The following is a 23,337-nucleotide window of genomic DNA, read 5'->3' as shown; positions in this document are numbered from 1 at the left end:
GGGCATGCGAACTCCCAGTGGGCAAACGGCGATCAGAGGCTGTCGGTGACGGTGCGGGGGCCGGCGGGTTGCGGCACCGTGGCCAGCGGAGTGCGGGCCAGGGCCGCGGCGGCCGAGGGCGCGGGGTGCCGTTCGGTGAGCGGCACGACCCGCGGGAGGTCCCTCTCGCCCAGCACCACGCGGCGTACGACGCGTTCTGCGGCGCGGCCGTCGTCGTGCGGGCAGAAGCGCTCCCGGAAAGCGGCCCTGAGCTGGGCGGACCGTGAGCCGCGCCAGTGCCCGCCGGCGAAGATGTCGATCAGCTCGTCCTCGTCCCGGGCGATCGCGCCCGGCGGGAAGGCGCGCAGGTCGAAGTAGGTGCCGCGGGCCGCCTCGTAGGCCTCCGGCTCGTCGGCGTGGATCACGATCGGCCGGTCCAGACCCGCGTAGTCGAACATCAGTGCCGAGTAGTCGGTGACGAGGGCATCCGAGGCCAGGCACAGCGACTGGACGCTCGGGTGGTCGCTGACGTCGAGGATCCGGCCGCCGGGCTCGGCGAGCGGACCGCCGTGGCGGGGGTGCGCGCGGGCCAGCACCATGAAGCGGGGGCCGAGGCGGGTGAGGACGCGCTCCAGGTCCAGGGCGGCGCGCTGGGTGCGCCGGTAGTCGCGGTGGGTGGGCGCGTAGAGGATCGCGACCGTGCCCTCGGGGATGCCGAGCGTCTCGCGCAGCCGGGCCACGTCCGCGGGCGTCGCCCGCTGGAGGACGTCGGTGCGGGGCTGGCCGTACTCCAGCGTGGTGTAGCCGCCGGGGTGGACGCGTTCCCAGGTCAGGGTGGAGTGGCGGTTGGCGGAGACGACGTAGTCCCAGGAGTCGACGTCGCGCAGCAGCCGGGCGAAGTCGGTGCCGACCGCGGCGGCCGGGCGTTCCTGGAGGTCCAAGCCCATGTGCTTGAGGGGCGTCCCGGCCTGCGTCTGGATCAGGACCTGCCCTTTCCGCTTGACCAGGCCGGCGTCGAAGGCGGTGTTGTGCACCAGGTAGCGGGAGCGGGCCAGCGCCGTCCAGTAGGCGGCCGTGCCGGGCGTCAGGCGGCGCGTGCCGGTCGGGACGGTGTGGTGGTGCGCGGGGGCGGCGGCCCACGCCGTGCGGATGTGCGGCGCGAGGTCGCGGAACGCCTCCTCCAGCGCGCCCGGGTTGCAGCCGTGCCCCCGGTCCCCGTCGGCGGCGAAGACGGCACGGTCGGCGCGCAGCGGGAGGCGGCGCTGGACCCGGTAGTGCAGGCGCAGGGCGGCGGTCCGCGCGGTGCGCAGCAGCTTGGCGGTGCCCTTCACCGTCCGGCGGCGCAGGGCCGACGCCAGCCGCAGGGCCTCGTAGGTGCGGCGCAGGCCCAGCCGGAGCAGGGCGTGGCGCAGGCGCACCGGCAGCGGGGCGGGGGCGCCGGGGACCCGGTAGCGGCGGCAGTGGACGCGGGCCCGGCGCAGGAACTCGCCGCGCAGGGAGCGCGGGAGGCGGTCGGGGCGGGTGAACACCGTCGTCAGGTGGTCGGCCATGCGGCGGTAGAGCACCGGCCGCCAGCGGGCGGGCTCCGGGTGCGACTCCAGGAACGCGAAGACGCGGTCGTACTGCTCGAAGACGTCCAGGTGGCGCTCGCTCGGCGTGCCCAGGATGCTGCCCCGCCGGCGCTGCCGGTAGCGGACGCAGACCCGGTCCAGGGTGGCGATGGAGTCCGCCGTCATCAGGACCGGGTAGGTCCACGGCGTGTCCTCGTAGTAGCCGGGCGGGAAGGTGAAGCCCTCGCGCTCGGCGAACTCCCGCCGCACCGTCTTGTTCCAGGCCACCATCAGCAGCTTCAGCAGTCCCGGCCGGTCGGTGAGCCGGAACGGCGCCGGGCCCCGCTCGGTGAGGTGCCGGGCGGCCTGGTTGCGGACCGCCTCGCCCGACCAGTACGTGCGCGCGTAGTCGTAGACCAGGACGTCCGGCTCCCCGGTCTCCTTCACCCGGTCGGCGATGGCCCGCAGGGCGTCCGGCGCGAGGGTGTCGTCGCCGTCGAGGAAGACCAGGTAGTCGCCCCTCGCCCGCTCCATCCCGGCGTTGCGGGCGGGGCCGAGGCCCTGGTTCTCGGGCAGGTGCACGGCGCGTACGCGCGGGTCGCGGGCCGCGAACTCGTCGACGATCGCGCCGCAGGCGTCCGGCGAGCAGTCGTCGACCGCGATCAGTTCGAGGTCCGGATACGACTGGGACAGCACCGACTCCAGGCACTCGTGCAGATACGCCTGAACCTGGTATGCGGGGACGATGACACTGAACCGGGGCACGGGAACATCCATGGGTCGGCGCGGGCGTTCGGCCCGGGAACGGCCAATGGAGTGACTTGGTTACGGCCCCTGCGGCATTCGGGGGACCCCGTGCCCATGGGAAGCCCTCGAACGAAGGAGGGAGCGAGCCGGTGTTCGGCCCGCTCCCTCAAGAGTGCTGCTGTGGCGATTACTTGACGGCGCCCGCCATCACGCCGGAGACGAACTGCCGCTGGAACGCGAAGAACACGGCCAGCGGGATCACCATGGAGATAAACGCTCCCGGCGCCAGTACGTCGATGTTGTTGCCGAACTGCCGTACCTGCGTCTGTAGGGCGACCGTGATCGGCTGGCTCCCGGAGTCCGAGAAGATCAGCGCGACCAGCATGTCGTTCCACACCCACAGGAACTGGAAGATGCCCAGACTCGCGATCGCGGGCCCGCCCAGCGGCATCACGACCCGGAGGAACAGCCGCAGTTCACCCGCGCCGTCCAGCCGGGCCGCCTCCAGCAGCTCTCTCGGGATCTCCGCGAAGAAGTTCCGCAGCAGGAAGACGGCGAAGGGCAGGCCGAAGCCGACGTGGAACAGGATCACGCCGATGACCGACCCGAACAGGCCGATCTTCCCGAAGAGTTCGGCGATCGGGATCAGGGCGACCTGGACGGGGACGACGAGCAGCCCGACCACGGCAAGGAACCACCAGTCGCGGCCCGGGAAGTCCATCCACGCGAAGGCGTAGCCCGCCAGCGACCCGATGACCACGACCAGGACCGTCGCCGGGACCGTGATCATCACGGTGTTGAGGAGGGAGGAGGTGATGTCGCCGTTCTTCAGCAGCTCCTCGTAGCTCTGGAAGGTGAGCTGGGACGGCTTGGTGAAGACCTCCCACCAGCCGCTCGCCGCCATGTCCCGGGGCGTGCGCAGGGAGGACAGCAGCAGGCCGATCGTCGGGACCAGCCAGAACAGGCCCACGACGATCAGGAACACCCGGACCAGCCCGCCGCTGACCCCCTCGGCGAGCCGCGACCCCAGCGACTGCTTCGCCTTGACGGCCGTCCCGGGTGGCGTCGGCGCCGTCTTCGTGAGGGAGCCCGCGTCCGTGGTCATCGCCGCACCTCCCGCCGCAGCCGCCGTACGTTGAACCACATCACCGGGATGACCAGGAGCAGCAGGAACACCGCGATGGCGCTGGCGATGCCCGGCTGGTCCGAGGCGAAGCCCTTGCGGTACAGCTCCAGCGCGAGCACGTTCGCGTCGTCCTGGGAGGAGCCGGGGGCGATGATGAACACCAGGTCGAAGACCTTCAGGACGTTGATCATCAAGGTGACGGCCACGACCGCCAGGACCGGCGCCAGGAGCGGGACCGTGACCCGTCTGAAGACCTGCCACTCGTTGGCGCCGTCGACCCGGGCGGCTTCGAGCAGCTCGCGCGGGACTCCGGCCAGCCCCGCCGCGATCAGCACCATCGCGAAGCCCGCCCACATCCACACGTACGACCCGATGATGGCCGGCGTGACGAGCGAGGGGCCGAGCCAGTTCAGGCCGTTGTAGGGCTCCTTGAAGTTGTCGGCGGGGAGTCTGAGCCGCGCTCCGTCGGCCGCGGCGGGCAGTGTGAAGGTGCCGTCGCCGGACGCCGTGGCCGACGCGACGACCTCGCCGTCCTTGACGGCCTCGATCTTCATCCCGGCATAGCCCAGCTCGGTGGCGTCGACGCCGTTGAGTGTCCCGACGCCCTTGCCGCGGGTGAAGTCCTGCCAGGTGGTGCCGGTGATCTTCCCGTCCTCGGGCCGGGCGGGTACGGCCTTCTCCGCGCCGTCCGGCATCAGGTCGGGGGCGACACCGACGAGGGGAAGGACGACCGTCCGGCCCGCGCTCACCGGCTGCTTGGTGATGAACGCGCCGCCGCCGGCCGGCTCCAGCGGCGACTCACGGCCCGGGTGTGCCTTCGGGAACGCGGACGACTCGGCGAACGTGTCGTGCACCCCGACCCACACCGCGTTCGCGACGCCCTTGTCCGGGTCCTGGTCGTACACCAGGCGGAAGATGATGCCGGCCGCCAGCATCGAGATCGCCATCGGCATGAAGACGACCAGCTTGAACGCCGTGCCCCAGCGCACCCGTTCGGTCAGCACCGCGAAGATCAGCCCGAGCGCGGTGGCGACCGTCGGCGCGAACACCACCCAGATGATGTTGTTCTTCAGGGCGGTGCGGATGCCGTCGTCGGTGAACAGCGCCTGGTAGTTGTCGAATCCGGCGAAGCCGTCGCCGGACTGGTCGTAGAAGCTGCGGATCAGCGAGTACCCGATCGGGTAGACCACGAGCGCGCCGAGCAGCACCAGGGCGGGCAGCAGGAACAGGGCCGCCACGGCTTTGCGGGTGCCGGTCACGCTCTTGCGCGACTTGGGAGCGGCAGGGCCCGGTGAGGTCCCCGCCGCCGTGGCCGACGTCATCGCGTCAGCCTCCGTAGGCGGCGGCCGCGTCCGCCTCCAGCCGCTGCTGCGCGCCCTCGACGTCCTTCGGGTTCTTCAGGAAGTCCTGGAGGGCCTTCCACTCGCCCTTGCCGGGCGTGCCGCCGAAGGCCTGCGGGGCCTGGTCCGACATGTCGAAGCGGAAGTCGTCGCCGGCCGCGACCAGCGCCTCGGCGATCTTCCTCTGCACGTCGTTCGGGTACGCCGACGCGTCCACGTTCTTGTTCGGCGAGAGGTAGCCGCCGAGCTTCGCCTGGATCGTCGCCGCGTCCGGCGAGGCCAGCCAGGTGGCCAGTGCCTGCGCCGCCTTCGAGTCCTCCAGGACCACGGCCGCGTCGCCGCCGGAGACCACCGGTGCGGTGTCGCCGACGGCCGGGAACGGGAACACCTTCGCGTCCGTGCCGACCTTCGCGTCCGTCTCGGCGATGTTGACCTGCACGAAGTCGCCCTCGTAGACCATGCCCGCCTTGGGCTGGTCGCCGCCGGTGAAGGTCTGCGTCACCGAGGCCGGGAACTCGGTCTGCAGCGCGCCGGACGCGCCGCCCGCGACGTAGTCCTTCTTGCCCCAGATCTCGGCGAGGGTGGTCAGCGCCTCCTTGACGGACGGGTCCGTCCACTTGATCTCGTGCTTGGCCAGCTGGTCGTACTTCTCCGGGCCCGCCTGCGAGAGGTAGACGTTCTCGAACCAGTCGGTGAGGGTCCAGCCGTCCGCGCCGCCGACGGAGAACGGTGTGACGCCCGAGTCGTAGATCGTCTGGGCCGTGGTGAGCAACTCGTCCCAGGTCTTGGGCTCGGAGGCGCCCGCGTTCTCGAAGACCTGGGCGTTGTACCAGATCAGGGACTTGTTGGCGGCCTTGTAGTAGACGCCGTACTGCTTGCCGCCGACCTTGCCGATCTCCTGCCAGCCCGGCGAGTAGTTCTCCGACAGCTCCTTGGTGGCCTCCGCGCCCAGCGGCTTGGCCCAGCCCTTGTCGACGGCCTGCTTGATGGCGCCGGGCTGCGGGAGCATCGCCACGTCCGGCGGGGCGCCGCCCGCGATCTTCGAGCCGAGGAAGTTGATGATCGGGTCCTGGGCGGGCACGAAGGTCACCTTGGCGCCGGTGCGCTTCTCGAACTCGGCGAGGACCTTCTTGAAGTTCTCCTGCTCGGCACCGGTCCAGACGGCGGCTACCTCCAGGCTCTCGCCGTCCAACTTGGGGAGGGTGACGGTGGCGGCCGGCTTCTTGTCGCCGCCCCCCTGACCGCCGTTGTCGCCGCCGCCGTTGTCGTCGTCGCCACCGCACGCGGTGAGCGAGAACGCGAGCGCTCCCGCGGCGAAGGCGGCGGCGGCCCGAGTGGTCCTCTTGGCGGTCCTGCGTGATCGGATGGTGCTGCTCGTGCGCATCACTGCCCCGTTCTTCGTTCCTCGTCGAACGTTCGGCGCTGTCCCGTGCGCTCTGGTGTACGCCAGGGGGGTGAGGGCGGCAAGAGCGCGTCCGCTGTCAAGCGGGGGATCGTGACCGCGTCGTGACCAGGTGGGCACGCCGGGCGGGGCACGTCGAGGAGGCGGTGTTCCGCCCGGCGTCACAGCAGCGACGGCACCTCCGCCGCCGACACCTCGCGCGCGGTCCGCTCCAACGCGCTGGCCAGCAACGCCAGATCCGTCGGACCGTTGCCCAACTCGCGTACCGGGCGCCGGGTGGGCGGGTCGCCCATGCGGTGCCACTCCAGGGGGACCACGGTGGGCCGCAGGGTCGCCGTCCGCGGGATGCGCCCGGTGACCCGGCCGCCCTGGAACACCAGGGACCGCCCCTCCGCGGAGGCCAGCCGCCCACGCCCCGGCGCCGGTTCGTCCGGTCCCGGCACCGGCGCCTCCAGGGTGACCCGCAGCGCAGCCCGGCGGGCCGGCTCCGTCTGTTCCGTACGGCCCCCGGGGCCGGTGGCGGCCACCAGGTGCACCCCGAGCCGCTCGCCCTCCCGCGCGACGGCCTCCAGCGCGCGCATCACCGACCCCGCCGCGGGCCGCCCGGGTGAGCCGAGCGGGGGAGTGACGAGCGCGTCGAGGTCGTCCACGACCACGACCAGCCGGGGCAGTGGTGGCACGGCCCCCGCCCGGCGCCGGGCTCCACCGGGACGCAGCCGCAGGGTGGAGCTGGGCGGGGAGTCGATGTCCCCGGCACCCGATATCGACCCGGGGCCGGCCGCGCCCGCCGCCGTGCGCTGGGTGACCATCCGGCCCGACACCTCCCGCCCGGTGTGCCACTCGGCGAAGTCCGACCGTCCGAGCAGCTCGGCGCGCCGCTTCAGCTCGGCGCTCAGGGACTGGGCGAACTCCCGCATGCGGACGGGGTCGTTGGCGGTGAGGTGGGTGGTGACGTGCGGTACGTCCGTACAGACACGCAGTCCTTCGCCGTGCCCGCCGCCCGAGCTGACGCTGTCCCGGCCGTCGATCAGGACGATCCCGAGGCGGTCGGGGCGTTCGGCGGAGGCGAGCGAGGCGACCAGTGCCCGCAGCAACTCGGTGCGTCCACTGCCGGGCGGGCCCTCGATCAGCAGGTGCGGTCCCTCGGCCGCGAGGTCGACGGTGACCGGGCCGCGCGGCCCGGCGCCCAGTACGGCCTGCGCTCGTCCGCCGAGGGCCTCCGTGTCGTCGGCCGCGGCCGCCCACCGGGCCATCAGGGAGGCGGGGGTGGCCCGGGCGAGGCCCAGCTCGTCGAGGAGCCGGGCCGCCTGGGGCAGCGGCGCGGACACGCGCGCCTGGCGTTCGCCGGTCGCGCCGTCGGTGCGCAGCGGTGCCAGCGCGCGCGCGAACCGCTCGGCCCAGGCGAGGGAGACGGCGTCGACCGTGCCGAGGGTGCCGTGCCCGACCGGGCCGGCGGGGGCGGCCGGAGCGCCCTGGGCGCCCGGGGAGGTGCCCGCGCGCGCGATGCGCAGCAGTCGCAGTGCCGTCGCCACGTCGCCGCTGAGCAACGCCACGGCACCGCACTGCCGGAACACCGGCGACACCGCGCAGGCCGCCTCGTAGGTCTCCGTCACCGGGGAGGTCGGGGAGGCCGCGGCCGTCTCGGCGAGGCACACGACGTGGATGCCGGCCCGCGGGCCCTCCAGGGCCAGCCGCGCCACGGCCTCGCGCACGTCGGCGCCGCCGGGGTCCCCGTCCACGACGACCACGGTGTACGGCCCGGCGAAGCCGCCGGACGGGTCGGTCCCGTCATCGGGCCGCGCCCAGGACGGCTGCCGGGCGCCGCCCGCGGCCGCTGTCGGGCGGGAGGCGGGGGGATTGACTGCGGGGTCGGCCCGGTGTGCGGCCTGTGTGGGGGTCGTCGCCGGGGTGGTGCCTGGGGCGGCTGTCCGCCCGGCTGCGGGGGCGGGGGCGGTTGTGGGGTCGGCCCGGTGTGCGGCCTGTGTGGGGGTCGCTGCCGGGGTGGTGCCTGGGGCTGCTGTCCGCCCGGCTGCGGGGGCGGATGCGAAACCGGTCCCGTGTGCGGCCTGCGTGGGAGCCGCCGGCTGGGCCGGGATCGTGCCGGCGGGGGTCGTCGGCCGTGCTCCGGTCCGGGTGTCCGTCAGATGGTCCTCCAGGCGGCGGAGGAGTTCGTGAGCGCGGGCCGTGGCCTGTTCGCGGTCGTAGGCGAGCAGCAGGCGGCAGTCCTGGCCGTGTCCCGGGCGCAGCTGCGGCAGCCAGCCCAGCCAGGACCACTCGGCGGCCCGCTCGTCGAGCGCACGGGAGCGGTCCGCGCTGATCAGGACGATCTCCAGGACGTCGGGGGAGTGCAGCGCGGCGAGCTGGGCCAGCACCGCGCGGGCCAGCCCGGCGAGCCGCGCGCGCGGGCCCGCCAGCCCGAGCGCCCCGACCTCGCGCAGCCCGGCGGTCACCGGGACCGCGGGCAGCGGCGCGTCGCCGCCGGGCGCCACCCGGTCGGCCGTGCCGAGCCGCACGGTGAGCGCCTCCGGGTGGCCCGGGCCGCGCTCCCACAGCCGCGGCCCCGGTCCGAGCGCCGTCAGCAGCAACGAGGCGGGGTCCGGCCAGGTCTCCGGCGCGCGGGAGGTGCCCGCGGGGGCCGTCGGCGCCGGTCCGGCGGGCTCCTCGTCGTACGCGTACGTGCCGGACCCGGTGGTGTCCTGGGTGGAGCCGCGCCCGCCGGCCAGCCGCCGCGCCCACGCGCCGAGCCCGCCGCGCCTGCGCACGCCCTGGGGCACGTCGGTGCCCCGCAGGGGCGTTCCCTTGCGTCCGGTGCCGGCGTCCGGGCCGGGGGCGCCCGCGGGGCCGGAGGCCTCGCCGAAGGGGGCGGTTCCGGCGGCGTCCGCGCCGAGGACGTCCGCGCCGGGGGCGGCTGCTTCGTAGCCGTCCGTTCCGTACGCGCCCGCTCCGTACGCGCCGCCGTGCGTGTCGCCTCCGGCGGGGGCCGGGCGGGGCGTGCCCGCCGTGGGGCCGGTGCCGTGGCTCTCGATGCGGGGCGCGCCGCCCTGACCGGGCACCTGGGGCGGCTCGGCCGGCGCCGCGCCGGTGCCGTGGTCCGCCGTGCCGTAGGCGTGGTGCGTCCGCGCGGCGGGGCCGCCCCACTCGTCGGTCCCGGCTCCGCGGGCCGGGCCGTCCGGCCCGCCGGCCCTGTTCGCGAAGCCGTCCGGCGTGCCTGCCGTGTGCGGGAAAACGTCCGTCCCGCCCGCCGTGCGTGGGCGCGTGCCCGCCCTCCCGGTCGTGCGTGCGGGGCCGTCCGTCGCACCGCTCGGGAGCGGGGAATCGACCGTGCCGCCCGCCGTACGCGCGGAACCGTCCGCCGTGCCCGCGCCCCCCACGGGCGCGTGTCCCTGTGCCCCGTCGGCCACGCGCGCGTGGACCACCTCGTCGCCGTCGCCCGTCCCGGCGGCGGACGGGAGTGCCCGTGCACCGGACAGCCGTACGTGCCCCTCGCCGTCCGGGGTCGTCGCCACCCGCGCCTGCGCCCCCTCGCGGACCGGCACGAGCCGCAGGGCCGACTCGCCGATCCGCAGCAGCGCCCCCGGCACGAAGCGGACCGGGCGGGTGCCCACGCGGGTGCCGTCCAGAGTGGTGCCGTTGGTGGAGCCGAGGTCGGCGACCGAGACGTGGCCGTCGGAGGCGACGGTCACGGCGCAGTGCATCCGGGAGACGTCCGGGTCGTCGAGCGCGACGTCGGCGTCGGCGGAGCGGCCGAGCTGGATCTGGCCGCCGTGCAGCAGGTGGACGCCCCCGGCGTCGGGGCCGGCGACCACGTGGAGCTGGGCCGGGGCGTCGGCCGGCTCGGCGTGCGGGTCGGGCTCGCCCGGGGCGCCCAGGCAGAGCACGGCGCCGTCGGTCAGCGGGGGCTCGCCCAGGGTGCTGCGCTGGGCGTCGAGCCGCTGCGCGCCGGCGTAGAGCACCACCTGGCCGGTGCCCGGGCCCTCACCACCGGGGAGCGCCGCGGCCAGTGCGGAGGCGACCGCGGCCAGGGCCGTGCCGGCCGGTGCGGTGACCAGCACGTCGCAGCTCGCGGCGCGGCCCCCCACCGAAGCATGCGGGCCCAGCGGGTCTACGACGGTCAGCCGGATCTGCATCGCCGTCAGCGGTCCCTTCGCGCGGGCGCCCGCGCGCCGGGGACAGAAGCCGTCTACCACGGTCCCCCACCGCGGACTTCCCCCACCGCCACACGAGCACGTCGGCCAGTACTGCACGCATCCTCGCACCTGCCACTGACAACGCGCCCGCCACCCGCCGTCAAATGATCTTGATTGGTCGCCTCTGCCCGCAAAAGTGCCTGACAGGTGGTGCCCCGATGATCGAACGGCGTCCGCTTGAGATCGGTCACGTCCGGGCCCGGCAACCAAGGGACCGGGTCGAGCGTCTTTCCCTCGAACCTGCACCTGAACGGGTACGGACACGGAACGTAAGACGTACCTGCGGACCAATGGGAACCCCACAGAACGACGACAACCCGGTGCCGGGACCACGGCACTACAGTGGGTCGGAACAGCCAGCAAGCAACAGGGAGCGCATGACGTGCGGCCGGTAGGCAGCAAGTACCTCCTCGAGGAGCCCCTCGGCCGCGGCGCGACGGGCACCGTCTGGCGGGCCCGCCAGCGGGAGACCGCGGGTGCCGAGGCGGCCGTGGCCGGACAGCCCGGCGAGACCGTCGCGATCAAGGTCCTCAAGGAGGAGCTCGCGAGCGATCCCGACATCGTGATGCGCTTCCTGCGGGAGCGCTCCGTCCTGCTCCGGCTGACCCACCCCAACATCGTCCGCGTCCGCGACCTGGTCGTCGAGGGCGAGCTGCTGGCGCTCGTCATGGACCTCGTCGACGGTCCCGACCTGCACCGCTACCTGCGCGAGAACGGGCCGTTCACCCCGGTCGCCGCGGCGCTGCTCACCGCCCAGATCGCCGACGCCCTCGCCGCCAGCCACACCGACGGCGTCGTCCACCGCGACCTGAAGCCGGCCAACGTCCTGCTGAAGCAGACCGGTGGCGAGATGCACCCGATGCTCACCGACTTCGGCATCGCCCGCCTCGCCGACTCGCCCGGCCTCACCCGCACCCATGAGTTCGTCGGCACGCCCGCGTACGTGGCGCCGGAGTCCGCCGAGGGCCGCCCGCAGACCTCCGCCGTCGACGTGTACGGCGCCGGCATCCTGCTGTACGAGCTGGTCACCGGCCGGCCCCCGTTCGGCGGGGGCTCCGCCCTGGAGGTCCTGCACCAGCACCTGAGCGCCGAACCCCGCCGCCCCTCCACCGTCCCCGACCCGCTGTGGACGGTCATCGAGCGCTGCCTGCGCAAGAACCCCGACGAGCGCCCCAGCGCCGAGAACCTCGCCCGCGGCCTGCGCGTCGTCGCCGAGGGCATCGGCGTGCACTCGAGCAGCGCGCAGATCGGCGCCGCCGAGAACGTCGGCGTGCTCCTCGCACCCGACCCGGCCCCCGCGCAGGTACCGGGCGCCCCCGGCGCCGCGGACCCGACCCAGGTCCTGCCCCAGAACCCGAACGGCGCCTACGACCCGAACGGCGCGACCAGCGTCCTGCCGCACACCGGCAACGCCTCGGGCGCCGCCGACCCCACCGCCGTACTCCCGAACCGCGGCGCGGCCGACCCGACCGCCGTCATGCCACCGGTGCCGCCGGGACAGCCGGGCGGGCCGGGGCAGGGCCAGGACGGGCAGCCCGGCGGACCCGACGACCCGCACCCCTGGCAGAACCAGCTGCGCGCCGCACGCGACCGCAACGAGCAGACGCAGGTCCAGTACCTCGACCCGAACGAGGACCCGCTGCGCCGCCGCCCCCAGCGGCAGGTCTCCCGCCCGCAGCAGCCGCCACGCCAGGCCCCGCAGGGCCCGCCTCCCCAGCAGCCCGGCTACGGCTATCCGCAGCAGCAACAGCCGCAGCGGTACGCCACCCAGCAGCCCCAGCAGCCGCCCCGGCCCCAGCCGCAGCGGTACGCCCCGCCGCACACGCCCGAGCCCCAGCCGCCCCGGCGTGAGCCCAGGCCGCCGCGGCAGCGCAGCGCCAACCCGATGCGGATCCCCGGGCTGGGCTGCCTCAAGGGATGCCTGTTCACGCTCGTCATCCTGTTCGTGGCCGGCTGGCTCATCTGGGAGCTGAGCCCCCTGCAGGACTGGATCGGCACGGGCAAGGGCTACTGGGAGCAGCTCAGTGACTGGTTCACCACCGTGACGGACTGGATCGGCGACCTGGGCGGCGGCTCGGGCGGCGGGACTTCGACCGGTAACTGAGCCGCCGGCGGACCGCGTTCTCGCCGAATCCGACGACGAGTCTGGAGATTTGTCGACACCCGGCGGGTGATTTCCGCCTCCGCTGTGAAGGTTGGCTCCCCGGACGCGTACTTTTAGCGCAACACGCGTCGGTAGGAGCAGCCTTGGCACGGAAGATCGGCAGCCGGTACACCGCCCACCAGGTCCTCGGTCGGGGCAGTGCCGGCACGGTGTGGCTGGGCGAGGGTCCCGAGGGACCCGTCGCGATCAAGCTGCTGCGCGAGGACCTGGCGTCCGACCAGGAGCTCGTCTCGCGCTTCGTGCAGGAGCGCACCGCCCTGCTCGGCCTGGAGCACCCCCACGTCGTCTCCGTGCGCGACCTGGTGGTCGACGGCAACGACCTCGCCCTGGTCATGGACCTGGTCCGCGGCACGGATCTGCGCACCCGCCTCGACCGGGAGCGGCGCCTGGCGCCCGAGGCCGCGGTGGCCGTCGTCGCCGACGTCGCCGACGGCCTGGCCGCCGCGCACGCCGCCGGGGTCGTGCACCGCGACGTCAAGCCCGAGAACGTGCTGCTCGACATGCAGGGCCCGCTCGGCCCCGGCGGCTCGCACCCGGCCCTCCTGACGGACTTCGGGGTGGCCAAGCTCATCGACACCCCGCGGCGCACCCGCGCCACGAAGATCATCGGCACGCCGGACTACCTGGCGCCGGAGATCGTCGAGGGCCTGCCCCCGCGCGCGGCGGTGGACATCTACGCGCTGGCCACGGTCCTGTACGAGCTGCTCGCGGGCTTCACGCCGTTCGGCGGCGGCCACCCCGGCGCGGTGCTGCGCCGCCATGTGACCGAGCGGGTCGTCCCCCTCCCCGGCATCCCGGACGAGCTGTGGCAGCTGCTCGTGCAGTGCATGGCCAAGGCGCCGGCCTCCCGGCTGCGCGCCTCCGAGCTGGGCGCCCGGCTGCGCGAGCTGCTGCCGATGCTGGCCGGGATGGGCCCGCTGGACGTGGACGAGCCCGACGCGGAGCAGGAGGAGGACGCGCCCGAGGAGCCGCCGGCGCCGGCCGCGCCCGCGGGGGAGCCGGTGCGGCGCCGGGGAGCGGTGCCCCTGGTGCCGGGGGCGAAGCCGGCCGACTCCAACCGCGACACGCACACCTCCATGCGCGTACCGGCCCCCGACGAGCTGGCCGGCGGCGCCCGCGGCACCGCCCGGGCCCCGCGCGCGTCCGGCGCCCCGCGCCCCGGTTCGGCCCGCAACCGCGCCACCGCGCGGCGCCGCCGGCTGGCGCTGGGCGCGGGCGGGGTCGCCCTGGTGGCGGCGATCGGTGTCGGTACGTGGCTGGCCACGGGCGGTGACGAGGGTGGCGCGGGGCCCCAGGACACGCGGAACTCGGCGCCGGCCTCTCCATGAGGCTCTCCGCCGGGCCGGGAGCGCCGTGGCCACCGTCACCCGTTACGGTCCGGCGAATACCGGTGGACGGAGCCGTTACGCTGGATGCGTGGCAGTCGTCGATGTATCCGAAGAGCTGAAGTCCCTCTCCTCGACCATGGAGTCGATCGAGGCCGTCCTGGACCTCGACAGGATGAGGGCAGACATCGCCGTGCTCGAGGAGCAGGCGGCCGCGCCGTCCCTCTGGGACGACCCGGAAGCGGCGCAGAAGATCACCAGCAAGCTCTCCCACCTCCAGGCCGAGGTGCGGAAGGCCGAGGCCCTGCGCGGCCGGATCGACGATCTCGGCGTGCTCTTCGAGATGGCCGAGGAGGAGGATGACCCGGACACCCGTGCCGAGGCCGAGTCCGAGCTCACGGCCGTCAAGAAGGCGCTGGACGAGATGGAGGTCCGCACGCTGCTCTCGGGTGAGTACGACGCCCGTGAGGCGCTCGTCAACATCCGCGCCGAGGCCGGTGGCGTGGACGCCGCCGACTTCGCCGAGAAGCTTCAGCGCATGTACCTGCGCTGGGCCGAGCAGCGCGGCTACAAGACCGAGATCTACGAGACGTCCTACGCGGAGGAGGCCGGCATCAAGTCGACCACCTTCGCCGTGCAGTCGCCGTACGCCTACGGCACCCTCTCCGTCGAGCAGGGCACGCACCGCCTGGTGCGCATCTCGCCCTTCGACAACCAGGGGCGCCGCCAGACCTCCTTCGCCGGTGTCGAGATCCTCCCCGTGGTCGAGCAGACCGACCACATCGAGATCGACGAGTCCGAGCTGCGGGTGGACGTGTACCGCTCGTCCGGTCCCGGCGGCCAGGGCGTGAACACCACCGACTCCGCGGTGCGGCTCACCCACCTCCCCACCGGCATCGTGGTCTCCTGCCAGAACGAGCGCTCCCAGATCCAGAACAAGGCCACCGCCATGAACGTCCTCCAGGCCAAGCTCCTGGAGCGGCGCCGCCAGGAGGAGCAGGCCAAGATGGACGCCCTCAAGGGCGACGGCGGCAACTCCTGGGGCAACCAGATGCGTTCGTACGTGCTGCACCCGTACCAGATGGTCAAGGACCTGCGCACCGAGCACGAAGTGGGCAACCCCGAGGCCGTGTTCAACGGCGAGATCGACGGCTTCCTGGAGGCCGGAATTCGCTGGCGCAAGCAGCAGGAGAAGTAGCGCGAAGCGGAGACGCCGCTTTGTCGACAAGGCAACTGCCGCCCTTCGGGCGGCGGTTGCCTTTTGTCTGGCCCCTTGTTCGCCGGTGATGTCTGGGTTTTACATCACACTCACACCCTTTGCTTCCGGCATACGTCCCTTACCTGGACATCGCGTACGCAACGGCCTTGACGTTGCTTTGAACATTCGTAAGGGTGAGGCGCGGCATGCGTATTTCTGGGGCGCATGTGAACCGGGGGACTTCAGCGCGCAGCTACCTCCCGTTGATCACGGCCCCCGAGTGCGGCCTCACTGACTAATCGGCTACTGGGGGTAGCAACTACATGACGAAGAAGACGCGCATCCGTGTCGCGCGCATAGCGGCCGGCGCAGTGATCGCGGCCGGCGCCTCCCTGACCGCCGCGGGCGCCGCTTCGGCGCTCGACATCGGCGTGAGCGCGGGTGTCGGCGACACCAACGTCGACCTCGGCGTGAGCGTCAACGGTGACGACGAGGAGCCGACGAACCCGCCCACCGACATCCCGACGGACCCGAACCCGACGGATCCCACGGACCCGACCGATCCGACGGACCCGACGGACCCCACCGAGCCCACGGACCCGACGGAGCCCACGGACCCGACGGACCCGACCGATCCGACGGACCCCACCGAGCCCACGGACCCGACGGACCCGACCGAGCCCACGGACCCGACGGAGCCCACGGACCCGACGGACCCGACCGAGCCCACGGACCCCACCGAGCCCACGAACCCGGGTAATGGCGGCGACAACGGTGGCAACGGCGACAACGGTGGCAACGGTGGCAACAACACCGACCCCGACGGCGGCAGCAACGACAACGTCGCCCAGGACGAGGGTTCCTCGGCCCTGACCGACACCGGCGAAGAGGCCCAGGCCTCCGACACCGCCGCCCAGGGCAGCGGTGACGAGCTGGCCGAGACCGGCGCCGCGGAGACCACGTTCCTGCTGGTCGGCGCCGCCACGATGATCGCCGGTGGCATCGGCTTCCGCCTGCTGCCGCGCATGATGAACGGCCGCGGCGCGGCTGCCTGACGGTAGCCGTACGCGTACGCACCGCGTACGCGCCCCGCACGCACACGAAGGGGCCCGGAGCGCACATCGCGCTCCGGGCCCCTTCCGTGACCGTGTGCGGGGGCCCGCAGGGCCCTCCGCGGGGGTGTCAGGCGGTCTGGTGGGCCAGCAGGGCCACCGCCGCGACCAGCACCGCCAGCAGTGCGATCAGCGTCATCGGATTCAGTCCGGCGAAGAAGTTCCCCTGCTGCATCCGCTCGCGGTTCGCCCGGCACACCGGGCACCTGCCCTCACTCACGGGCGCCGCGCAGTTCGCGCACACCAACCGGTCGTACGTCATGCGCTCACCCTCCTTGCCGCCGGCTCCGTCAGGACAACGCCCGCACCGACGCGAACGTTCCCCCTTCCACTGTGCCAGGTTCCGAGGGGCCCCGCGCGCCCTCGCTCCAGGGACAAAACGCGCAACTGATGCGCAACCCCGACCGGTGACTGCGGTCGGCTCCCCGGTTCGCGTATGGTCACGCACATCTACCCCCGGCGACCCGTGGTGCATCCGTGATCCGATTCGACAACGTCTCCAAGGTCTACCCCAAACAGAACCACCCAGCCCTCAGGGATGTCTCCCTGGAGGTCGAGAAGGGTGAGTTCGTCTTCCTCGTGGGGTCCTCCGGCTCCGGAAAGTCCACCTTCCTGCGGCTGGTCCTCCGCGAGGAGCGGTGCAGCCACGGGCAGGTGCACGTTCTGGGCAAGGACCTCGCCCGCCTGTCCAACTGGAAGGTGCCGCAGATGCGGCGCCAGCTGGGGACGGTGTTCCAGGACTTCCGCCTGCTGCCGAACAAGACGGTCGGCGAGAACGTCGCCTTCGCCCAGGAGGTCATCGGCAAGTCCCGCGGCGAGATCCGCAAGTCCGTGCCGCAGGTGCTCGACCTCGTCGGGCTCGGTGGCAAGGAGGACCGCAGGCCCGGTGAGCTGTCCGGCGGTGAGCAGCAGCGCGTCGCCATCGCGCGCGCCTTCGTCAACCGGCCCAAGCTGCTGATCGCCGACGAGCCCACCGGCAACCTCGACCCGCAGACCTCCGTCGGCATCATGAAGCTGCTCGACCGCATCAACCGGACGGGCACCACCGTGATCATGGCCACCCACGACCAGAACATCGTGGACCAGATGCGCAAGCGCGTCATCGAGCTGGAGAAGGGCCGCCTCGTCCGCGACCAGGCGCGCGGCGTCTACGGCTACCAGCACTGACGAGGAACGGAAAGGCTTAACGAGACGCCATGCGCGCCCAGTTCGTGCTCTCGGAGATCGGTGTCGGTCTTCGCCGCAATCTGACGATGACCTTCGCCGTCATCGTCTCCGTCGCCCTGTCCCTGGCCCTGTTCGGCGGTTCGCTGCTGATGAGCGACCAGGTCAACACCATGAAGGGCTACTGGTACGACAAGGTCAACGTCACCGTCTACCTCTGCAACAAGAGCGACGCGAAGTCCGATCCCGCCTGTGCCAAGGGCGCGGTGACCGAGGACCAGAAGAAGCAGATCCTCGCCGACCTCGAAGAGCTGTCGGTCGTGGACAAGGTGACGTACGAGTCACAGGACGAGGCGTACAAGCACTACAAGGACCAGTTCGGCGACTCGCCGCTGGCCAGTTCGCTCACGCCGGACCAGATGCAGGAGTCGTACCGGATCAAGCTGAAGGACCCGGAGAAGTACCAGGTCATCGCGACCGCCTTCGACGGCCGGGACGGCGTGCAGTCCGTCGCGGACCAGCGCGCGACCCTGGACAACCTCTTCGAGCTCCTCAACGGCATGAACTGGGCGGCGCGCGCGGTGATGGCGCTCATGCTGGTCGTCGCGCTCATGCTGATCGTCAACACGGTGCGCGTCTCGGCGTTCAGCCGGCGGCGCGAGACCGGCATCATGCGGCTGGTCGGCGCCTCGGGCTTCTACATCCAGGCGCCGTTCATCATGGAGGCGGCGGTCGCCGGCCTCATCGGCGGCGCGGTCGCCTGCGGCTTCCTGGTGACCGCGCGGTACTTCATCATCGACCACGGGCTCGCCCTGGCCGACAAGCTGGCCCTGATCGACTTCATCGGCTGGGACGCCCTGCTGACGAAGCTTCCGCTCATCCTGGCCACCAGTCTGCTGATGCCCGCGTTGGCCGCGTTCTTCGCGCTGCGCAAGTACCTGAAGGTGTGACACATACCAAGAGGGCCGAACGGTCAAGCGACCGTGCGGCCCTCTTGCGTTGTCCTAGACTCACCGGCATGTCAGGTCGTGACCCGTTCTGTCAGCCCCGTCGCGTACGCCATGGGGCCGCCCTGACCTTGGTGTTCGCGAGCGTGCTCGTCGCCGGCGCGGCCACCGGCTCGTTCCCCGAGGCCGACCGGAAGCCCGCGCCCGACACGGCGCGTTCGGCCGCCCCGACCGGCCAGCAGGGTCAGCACGGTCAACACGCCGACGTCGCGCGGGCGGCGGCCGAGGCGATGGCCGACGGCAAGTCCCCCGTGGAGGCCGCCGAGCGCGCCGTCAGCCGCAGCGGGGACCGCTGGGGCGCCGTCTACTCCCGGGGTGAGTACGAGGAGTTGGAGGACGCCCTCGACGGCCGGTACACCGGCGTCGGACTCTCCGCGCGCCGCGAGCGCGACGGCCGCATCGAGGTCACCAAGGTGCGCTCCGGCTCGCCCGCCGCCGGCGCCGGGATCCGCGAGGGCGACCGGCTGCGCAGCGTCGACGGCGAGCGGGTCGACGGGCGCCCCGTCACGGAGGTCGTCTCGATACTGCGCGGCGACGCCGAGCGGGAGCCCGCCGGGACCGCCGTCCGGCTCGGCCTGGAACGCGGCACGCGCGCGTGGACCGAGACCGTACGCCGGGCCAGGCTCTCCACCGACCCCGTGACCGTGCGCACGCTCGCCGGCGGCGTCACGGTCGTCAAGGTCCTCTCCTTCAGCAAGGGCGTAGGAGAACAGGTGCGCGGCGCCGTGGAGCGGCTGCCGTCCGGCGCCGGAGTCGTCCTCGACCTGCGCGGCAACTCCGGCGGCCTGGTCGCCGAGGCCGTCACCGCCGCCTCCGCCTTCCTCGACGGCGGCCTGGTCGCCACGTACGACGTCGAAGGTGACCAGCGGGCCCTGCACGCCGAGCCCGGCGGCGACACCACCAGACCCCTGGTCGCGTTCGTCGACGGCGGCACCATGAGCGCGGCCGAACTCCTCACCGGAGCCCTCCAGGACCGCGGACGGGCGGTCGTCCTGGGCTCGCGCACCTTCGGCAAGGGCTCGGTGCAGATGCCGAGCCGGCTGCCCGGCGGCTCGGTGGCCGAGCTGACCGTCGGGCACTACCGCACTCCCTCGGGCCGCGGCGTCGACGGCACGGGCCTCACGCCCGACCTGGAGGTCGACCCGACGGACCCGGCCGCCATGGAACGGGCGCGGACGGTGCTGAGCGGACTGGGACCGGCCGCGTAATCGGCTTTCCGCGGACCCCCTCCGTAGTGCGAAAATGGGCGGCACTATGGCTAAGGAAAAAGGGCGCAAGCTGATCGCGCAGAACAAGAAGGCGCGGCACGACTACCAGATCCTCGACACCTACGAGGCCGGCCTGGTCCTGTCCGGTACCGAGGTGAAGTCGCTGCGCCAGGGACGGGCATCGCTGGCCGACGGCTTCGTGCAGCTGGACGGACACGAGGCGTGGCTGCACAACGTGCACGTGCCCGAGTACAGCCAGGGCACCTGGACCAACCACAGCGCCCGCCGCAAGCGGAAGCTGCTGCTGCACCGCGTGGAGATCGACAAGCTGGAGGCGAAGTCCCAGGAGACCGGTCACACGATCGTTCCCCTGGCGCTGTACTTCAAGGACGGCCGGGCCAAGGTCGAGATCGCGCTGGCGCGCGGCAAGAAGGAGTACGACAAGCGCCAGACCCTCCGGGAGAAGCAGGACCGCCGCGAGGCGGAGCGGACGATCTCGGCGATCCGGCGCAAGCAGCGGGCCTGACCCCCCGGGGAATAGGCTGGCACCCGCGTGCGTTGGTCACGTACGATGGCAACTGCACCCCACAGCGGGTGCGCGCCCTCTTCGGAGGGGATTGAAAAATCAACATGGGGATGATCGGTTTCGACAGCGGATGTCGAAGCAGGGGAAGCGTGTCGAGGAAGCGGCCATGATCTCGTAAACCACAGGCCGAAAAAAATAATCGCCAACACCAAGCGCGATTCCTCCCAGCAGGCCTTCGCCCTCGCTGCCTGATCTCAGGTAGCGAAGCGAGCCTCCTACTACGGGAGTGTCAGCCCGGGGCTGTTCCCGACCCGGATCCTGGCATCAGCTAGGGGACTAAACCTTGATCCCGGTCACGGGGTGAAGAGGGAAACCAAACAGTGACTGAGCCCGTCGGAGACTTGTCCGCGTGATCTCCGGGGCTGAGAAAATCGAAGCGGACTGCACACGGAGAAGCCCTGGTTCCGCACCGTTGGACGCGGGTTCGATTCCCGCCATCTCCACAGTTCCCATGTGGGCGAAGGCCCCGCCGCTCCAGCGCGGCGGGGCCTTCGTCATGCCAGCGCCCGCCCGGCCGGGCCCGCCGAGCCCCGAGCCGGTGCCAAGGCCAGCAGCAGGGCCACCGCGGCCGCCGCGACCGGTACGCCGTAGGCGGCCGTGGGGGAGGCGTGCTCCACCGTCCAGCCGCCCGCCGCGCTGCCGCAGGCGATGCCGCCGAGCAGGCCGGTCACCGCGAGGGTCATGCCCTCGTTCAGGCGGCCCTCCGGGGTGCGGTGCTGGACCAGCGTCATGGTGGTGACCATCGTCGGGGCGGTGGCCATCCCGGCGACCAGCAGCGTGAGCGCCAGCAGCGGCAGTGAGCCGGTGAGGGACGCCGCGAGCAGCGGCAGCGTCAGCAGGGCCGTCATCGCCGCGACGCACCACGGAAGGCGGTGCTCGGCGGGGCCGGCCGGCTTCGTCGCGCCGTACAGCAGGCCCGCCGCGCAGGAACCGGCCGCCTGCAGCGCGAGGACCACCCCGGCCGCCGCACGGTGTCCCTGTGCGTCCGCGAACGCGATCGTGACGACCTCCATGGCCCCGAACACCCCGCCCATCGCCAGGCAGACCATCAGCAGCGGCGGGATTCCCGGGACGCGGAAGGGGGCCTTCGCCGTCGATCGCGGCCGGGCCGGCGGTTCGGTCGAGCGCTGGGCGGTGAACAGCAGCATGCCGCTGACCAGCAGCACCACGCCGGCCAGCGTGCCGGCTTCCGGGAACAGCGCCGTGCACAGGAACGCGGCGAGGACCGGCCCGAGCATGAAGCACAGCTCGTCCGCGGCCTGCTCGAAGGAGTTCGCGGTGTGCAGGGCGTCGGCGGCGCCCTTCCTGCCTCTCAGCAGGTGGGCCCAGCGGGCGCGGGCCATGCCGCCGGTGTTGGGCGTCGTGGCGGTGGCGGCGTACGCGGCGAACAACGTCCAGGCGGGCGCGCCGTACCGGACGCACAGCAGCAGGGCGAGCGAGCCCAGGGCGGCGATCAGGGTGGCGGGCAGCGCCACCCGGGCCTGGCCGTGCCGGTCCACCAGGCGCGCCGTCCACGGGGCGACCAGCGCCGTCGCCGCGAGTCCCGTCGCGGTCACGGCGCCGGCGAGGGCGTACGAACCACGGGTGCCGGCGATCATCACAACCGCGCTCACGCTGAACATGCCCATGGGCAGCCGCGCCATGAGATTTCCGATCGTGAACGCTCGGGCGCCGGGTATGGCGAGGAGGCGCCGGTAGGGGCCGGGCGGCCGGCGCCGGGTGCGCGGGCCGAAGTCGGCGGCGACCAGGGTGTCGGCGGTGACGGCGAGGAAGGCGGTCCGGGAGGACGGGCGTTCGTAGGTCGGTTGCGGCATGCGCTTACCGTCGCCCGAGGGTGACCAAGGGGTCCAACACCTTCTCCGGACCCATTCACGCACTCCCGTTGTAAATTCGCCTGATGTCCGCACCCGCACACCTCGACCCCCGCCTCCTGCGCGCCTTCGTCACCGTCGCCGAGGACCTGCACTTCACCCGGGCCGCCGCCCGCCTGTACGTCGCCCAGCAGGCGCTCAGCAGGGACGTACGGCGCCTGGAGCGGGAGTTGGGCACCGAGCTGTTCGTCCGCACCACCCGGCAGGTGACCCCGACGGCCGACGGCGAGCGGCTGTTGCCGTACGCCCGCCGCGTCCTCCAGGCGCAGGACGACCTCCTGGCCGCCTTCGGACAGGCCCGCCCGCTGCTGGTCGACCTCAACTCCCCGGGACTGGTCACCGGCCGCCTGGTCCTGGAGCGCGCCCGCGGGCTCGCGCCCGGGGAGGAGTTGATGGCGCGTTACGAGAGCGGGCTGACCCACGCCGCCGCCGAACTGCTCGCGGGCCGCCTCGACGTCTCCTTCGGCCGGTTCGCGGGCCTCGCCCCGGCGCTGCGGGCCGGGCTCGGCCACCAACCCGTCCGCTACGAGCCCATGGCGGTCGTCCTGCCCGAGGACCACCCGCTGGCCGGACTGCCCCGGGTGCCGCTCGCCGCACTCGCCGGCGAGACCGTGTACGCCGGGGCCGGAAACCCGCGGACATCGGAGTGGACCGACCTCGCGCACCGCCTGTTCGAGGGGCGCGGCATCGCGGTGGCGGCACCCGCTCCGCTGGCCGTCGGGGAGGAGGAGTTCCAGCGGATCATGGACAAGACGCGCAATCCGATCCTCGCCGTGGTGAGCTTTCCGGCCATGGCGTCGACCGTGGTGCGCCCGCTCGTCGATCCCGTGCCGCTGTCGCCGGTGTCACTGGTCTGGCGAAAGGGGCTGGCGCACCCGGCGTTCGACGCGCTGCGCCGGGCGGCTGCCCAGGTCGCGGCCGAGGAGGGCTGGCTCCGCAGGCCCGCCGGAGGATGGATTCCCGCCGTCGACGCCGCTGTGATGTCCGTCCACAACTGACACGCGGGAGCCACACATCCTCCGCGTGCGCTACATTCTTGGCCTGAGCACGGTGTGGTACAGGGGGCGCTCGAACCTGGTGGGGGCCGGTTCGGCCGACGGGTGCTCGGAGTCGTACGCGCACCCGGAACTGTCCCTCGGGGGGAAGTGCGTGCGCGTGAAGAAATGGCAGAAAGACGCCCAACCGGAGTGGCCCCAGGCCGCGTCCGGGATGCGTGATCTCCCGGAGGCGAGACAGGATGCTGACGCCACCGAGGTGTTCCCGGCGACCCGGGCCTTCCCGGTGACCGGGGAGTTCCCGACGGCCGGAACGCCGTCCGCCCGGTCCGCCCAGTCCGACGGGACCACCGCATCCCCCGGGTCCGGCGCGGGG

At 72.9% G+C, this 23,337-nt stretch carries 16 protein-coding genes and 1 other RNA gene; 10 read left to right on the top strand and 7 right to left on the bottom strand.

The genetic code is table 11. The features are described 5' to 3' along the window. Window positions 1-32: 32 nt before the first annotated feature. From ACFW48_RS03835 to ACFW48_RS03815, 5 genes are all read right to left on the bottom strand, one after another. Complete coding sequence (locus ACFW48_RS03835) at window positions 33-2,294, bottom strand: CDP-glycerol glycerophosphotransferase family protein (RefSeq protein WP_386310158.1); 2,262 nt, start codon at window positions 2,292-2,294, stop codon at window positions 33-35. 169 nt (window positions 2,295-2,463) lie between these two features. Next, window positions 2,464-3,381 carry a carbohydrate ABC transporter permease gene (locus tag ACFW48_RS03830; protein WP_386310156.1) on the bottom strand — a complete coding sequence of 306 codons (918 nt, stop codon included), beginning with the start codon at window positions 3,379-3,381 and terminating at the stop codon, window positions 2,464-2,466. Beyond that, entirely contained in the window at window positions 3,378-4,724 is a 1,347-nt protein-coding gene (locus ACFW48_RS03825; RefSeq protein ID WP_386310154.1) for a carbohydrate ABC transporter permease, read from the bottom strand. The genes ACFW48_RS03830 and ACFW48_RS03825 overlap by 4 nt, the downstream gene beginning before the upstream one ends. Before the next feature lie 4 nt (window positions 4,725-4,728). Further along, window positions 4,729-6,126 (bottom strand): ABC transporter substrate-binding protein, encoded by a 1,398-nt coding sequence (locus tag ACFW48_RS03820; protein ID WP_386310153.1) that lies wholly within the window; start codon window positions 6,124-6,126, stop codon window positions 4,729-4,731. A 179-nt stretch (window positions 6,127-6,305) separates the two neighbouring features. Further along, complete coding sequence (locus ACFW48_RS03815) at window positions 6,306-10,271, bottom strand: FHA domain-containing protein (RefSeq protein ID WP_386310262.1); 3,966 nt, start codon at window positions 10,269-10,271, stop codon at window positions 6,306-6,308. A 442-nt stretch (window positions 10,272-10,713) separates the two neighbouring features. Between ACFW48_RS03815 and ACFW48_RS03810 the strand changes: the two genes are divergently transcribed. From ACFW48_RS03810 to ACFW48_RS03795, 4 genes are all read left to right on the top strand, one after another. After that, window positions 10,714-12,435, top strand: coding sequence for a serine/threonine-protein kinase (locus ACFW48_RS03810; RefSeq protein WP_386310150.1), 1,722 nt, complete (start codon window positions 10,714-10,716; stop codon window positions 12,433-12,435). Window positions 12,436-12,578: 143 nt separating this feature from the next. Next, complete coding sequence (locus ACFW48_RS03805; protein WP_386310148.1) at window positions 12,579-13,823, top strand: serine/threonine-protein kinase; 1,245 nt, start codon at window positions 12,579-12,581, stop codon at window positions 13,821-13,823. An 88-nt stretch (window positions 13,824-13,911) separates the two neighbouring features. Next, window positions 13,912-15,018: a peptide chain release factor 2 gene (gene prfB / locus ACFW48_RS03800; protein ID WP_386310146.1), complete on the top strand. Its 1,107-nt coding sequence runs from the start codon at window positions 13,912-13,914 to the stop codon at window positions 15,016-15,018. Window positions 15,019-15,341: 323 nt separating this feature from the next. Further along, window positions 15,342-16,073, top strand: coding sequence for a hypothetical protein (locus ACFW48_RS03795; protein ID WP_386310144.1), 732 nt, complete (start codon window positions 15,342-15,344; stop codon window positions 16,071-16,073). Window positions 16,074-16,200: 127 nt separating this feature from the next. Here ACFW48_RS03795 and ACFW48_RS03790 read toward each other — a convergent pair whose 3' ends face one another. Next, the gene (locus ACFW48_RS03790) at window positions 16,201-16,392 is read right to left on the bottom strand and encodes a hypothetical protein (protein WP_386310142.1); all 192 of its coding nucleotides are present in this window, start codon (window positions 16,390-16,392) and stop codon (window positions 16,201-16,203) included. 215 nt (window positions 16,393-16,607) lie between these two features. Here ACFW48_RS03790 and ftsE point away from each other — a divergent pair, with 215 nt between their 5' ends. The 5 genes from ftsE (at window position 16,608) to ssrA (ending at window position 20,541) form a co-directional block, all read left to right on the top strand. Beyond that, a complete protein-coding gene (gene ftsE, locus ACFW48_RS03785) occupies window positions 16,608-17,297 on the top strand; it encodes a cell division ATP-binding protein FtsE (RefSeq protein WP_053131878.1) in 690 nt (229 codons plus the stop codon). Window positions 17,298-17,326: 29 nt separating this feature from the next. Continuing rightward, entirely contained in the window at window positions 17,327-18,244 is a 918-nt protein-coding gene (ftsX, locus tag ACFW48_RS03780; RefSeq protein ID WP_121747257.1) for a permease-like cell division protein FtsX, read from the top strand. Between the two features lie 68 nt (window positions 18,245-18,312). After that, window positions 18,313-19,509 (top strand): S41 family peptidase, encoded by a 1,197-nt coding sequence (locus tag ACFW48_RS03775; RefSeq protein ID WP_386310140.1) that lies wholly within the window; start codon window positions 18,313-18,315, stop codon window positions 19,507-19,509. A gap of 46 nt (window positions 19,510-19,555) precedes the next feature. Continuing rightward, window positions 19,556-20,035 (top strand): SsrA-binding protein SmpB, encoded by a 480-nt coding sequence (smpB, locus tag ACFW48_RS03770; RefSeq protein ID WP_073723717.1) that lies wholly within the window; start codon window positions 19,556-19,558, stop codon window positions 20,033-20,035. Window positions 20,036-20,141: 106 nt separating this feature from the next. Continuing rightward, window positions 20,142-20,541, top strand: a transfer-messenger RNA (tmRNA) gene (ssrA, locus tag ACFW48_RS03765). A 48-nt stretch (window positions 20,542-20,589) separates the two neighbouring features. Here the strand turns inward: ssrA and ACFW48_RS03760 are convergent. Further along, the gene (locus tag ACFW48_RS03760; protein ID WP_386310138.1) at window positions 20,590-21,909 is read right to left on the bottom strand and encodes an MFS transporter; all 1,320 of its coding nucleotides are present in this window, start codon (window positions 21,907-21,909) and stop codon (window positions 20,590-20,592) included. An 83-nt stretch (window positions 21,910-21,992) separates the two neighbouring features. On the opposite strand from ACFW48_RS03760, the gene ACFW48_RS03755 reads away from it, so the two are divergent. Further along, window positions 21,993-22,964 carry a LysR family transcriptional regulator gene (locus ACFW48_RS03755; protein WP_386310136.1) on the top strand — a complete coding sequence of 324 codons (972 nt, stop codon included), beginning with the start codon at window positions 21,993-21,995 and terminating at the stop codon, window positions 22,962-22,964. Window positions 22,965-23,337 lie beyond the last annotated feature (373 nt).

Source organism: Streptomyces sp. NPDC058812 (genome assembly GCF_042744565.1).
GTDB classification, from domain to species: Bacteria; Actinomycetota; Actinomycetes; order Streptomycetales; family Streptomycetaceae; genus Streptomyces; species Streptomyces thinghirensis.
This window is presented reverse-complemented; position numbering and strand designations above follow the sequence as displayed.

Bases quoted from the DNA above. Each gene is read 5' to 3' on its own strand.
- ACFW48_RS03830 (WP_386310156.1), bottom strand. From the start codon at position 3,381: ATGACCACGGACGCGGGCTCCCTCACGAAGACGGCGCCGACGCCACCC.
- ACFW48_RS03825 (WP_386310154.1), bottom strand. From the start codon at position 4,724: ATGACGTCGGCCACGGCGGCGGGGACCTCACCGGGCCCTGCCGCTCCC.
- ACFW48_RS03820 (WP_386310153.1), bottom strand. From the start codon at position 6,126: ATGCGCACGAGCAGCACCATCCGATCACGCAGGACCGCCAAGAGGACC.
- ACFW48_RS03815 (WP_386310262.1), bottom strand. From the start codon at position 10,271: ATGCAGATCCGGCTGACCGTCGTAGACCCGCTGGGCCCGCATGCTTCG.
- ACFW48_RS03795 (WP_386310144.1), top strand. From the start codon at position 15,342: ATGACGAAGAAGACGCGCATCCGTGTCGCGCGCATAGCGGCCGGCGCA.
- ACFW48_RS03790 (WP_386310142.1), bottom strand. From the start codon at position 16,392: ATGACGTACGACCGGTTGGTGTGCGCGAACTGCGCGGCGCCCGTGAGT.
- ftsX (WP_121747257.1), top strand. From the start codon at position 17,327: ATGCGCGCCCAGTTCGTGCTCTCGGAGATCGGTGTCGGTCTTCGCCGC.
- ACFW48_RS03775 (WP_386310140.1), top strand. From the start codon at position 18,313: ATGTCAGGTCGTGACCCGTTCTGTCAGCCCCGTCGCGTACGCCATGGG.
- smpB (WP_073723717.1), top strand. From the start codon at position 19,556: ATGGCTAAGGAAAAAGGGCGCAAGCTGATCGCGCAGAACAAGAAGGCG.
- ACFW48_RS03760 (WP_386310138.1), bottom strand. From the start codon at position 21,909: ATGCCGCAACCGACCTACGAACGCCCGTCCTCCCGGACCGCCTTCCTC.
- ACFW48_RS03755 (WP_386310136.1), top strand. From the start codon at position 21,993: ATGTCCGCACCCGCACACCTCGACCCCCGCCTCCTGCGCGCCTTCGTC.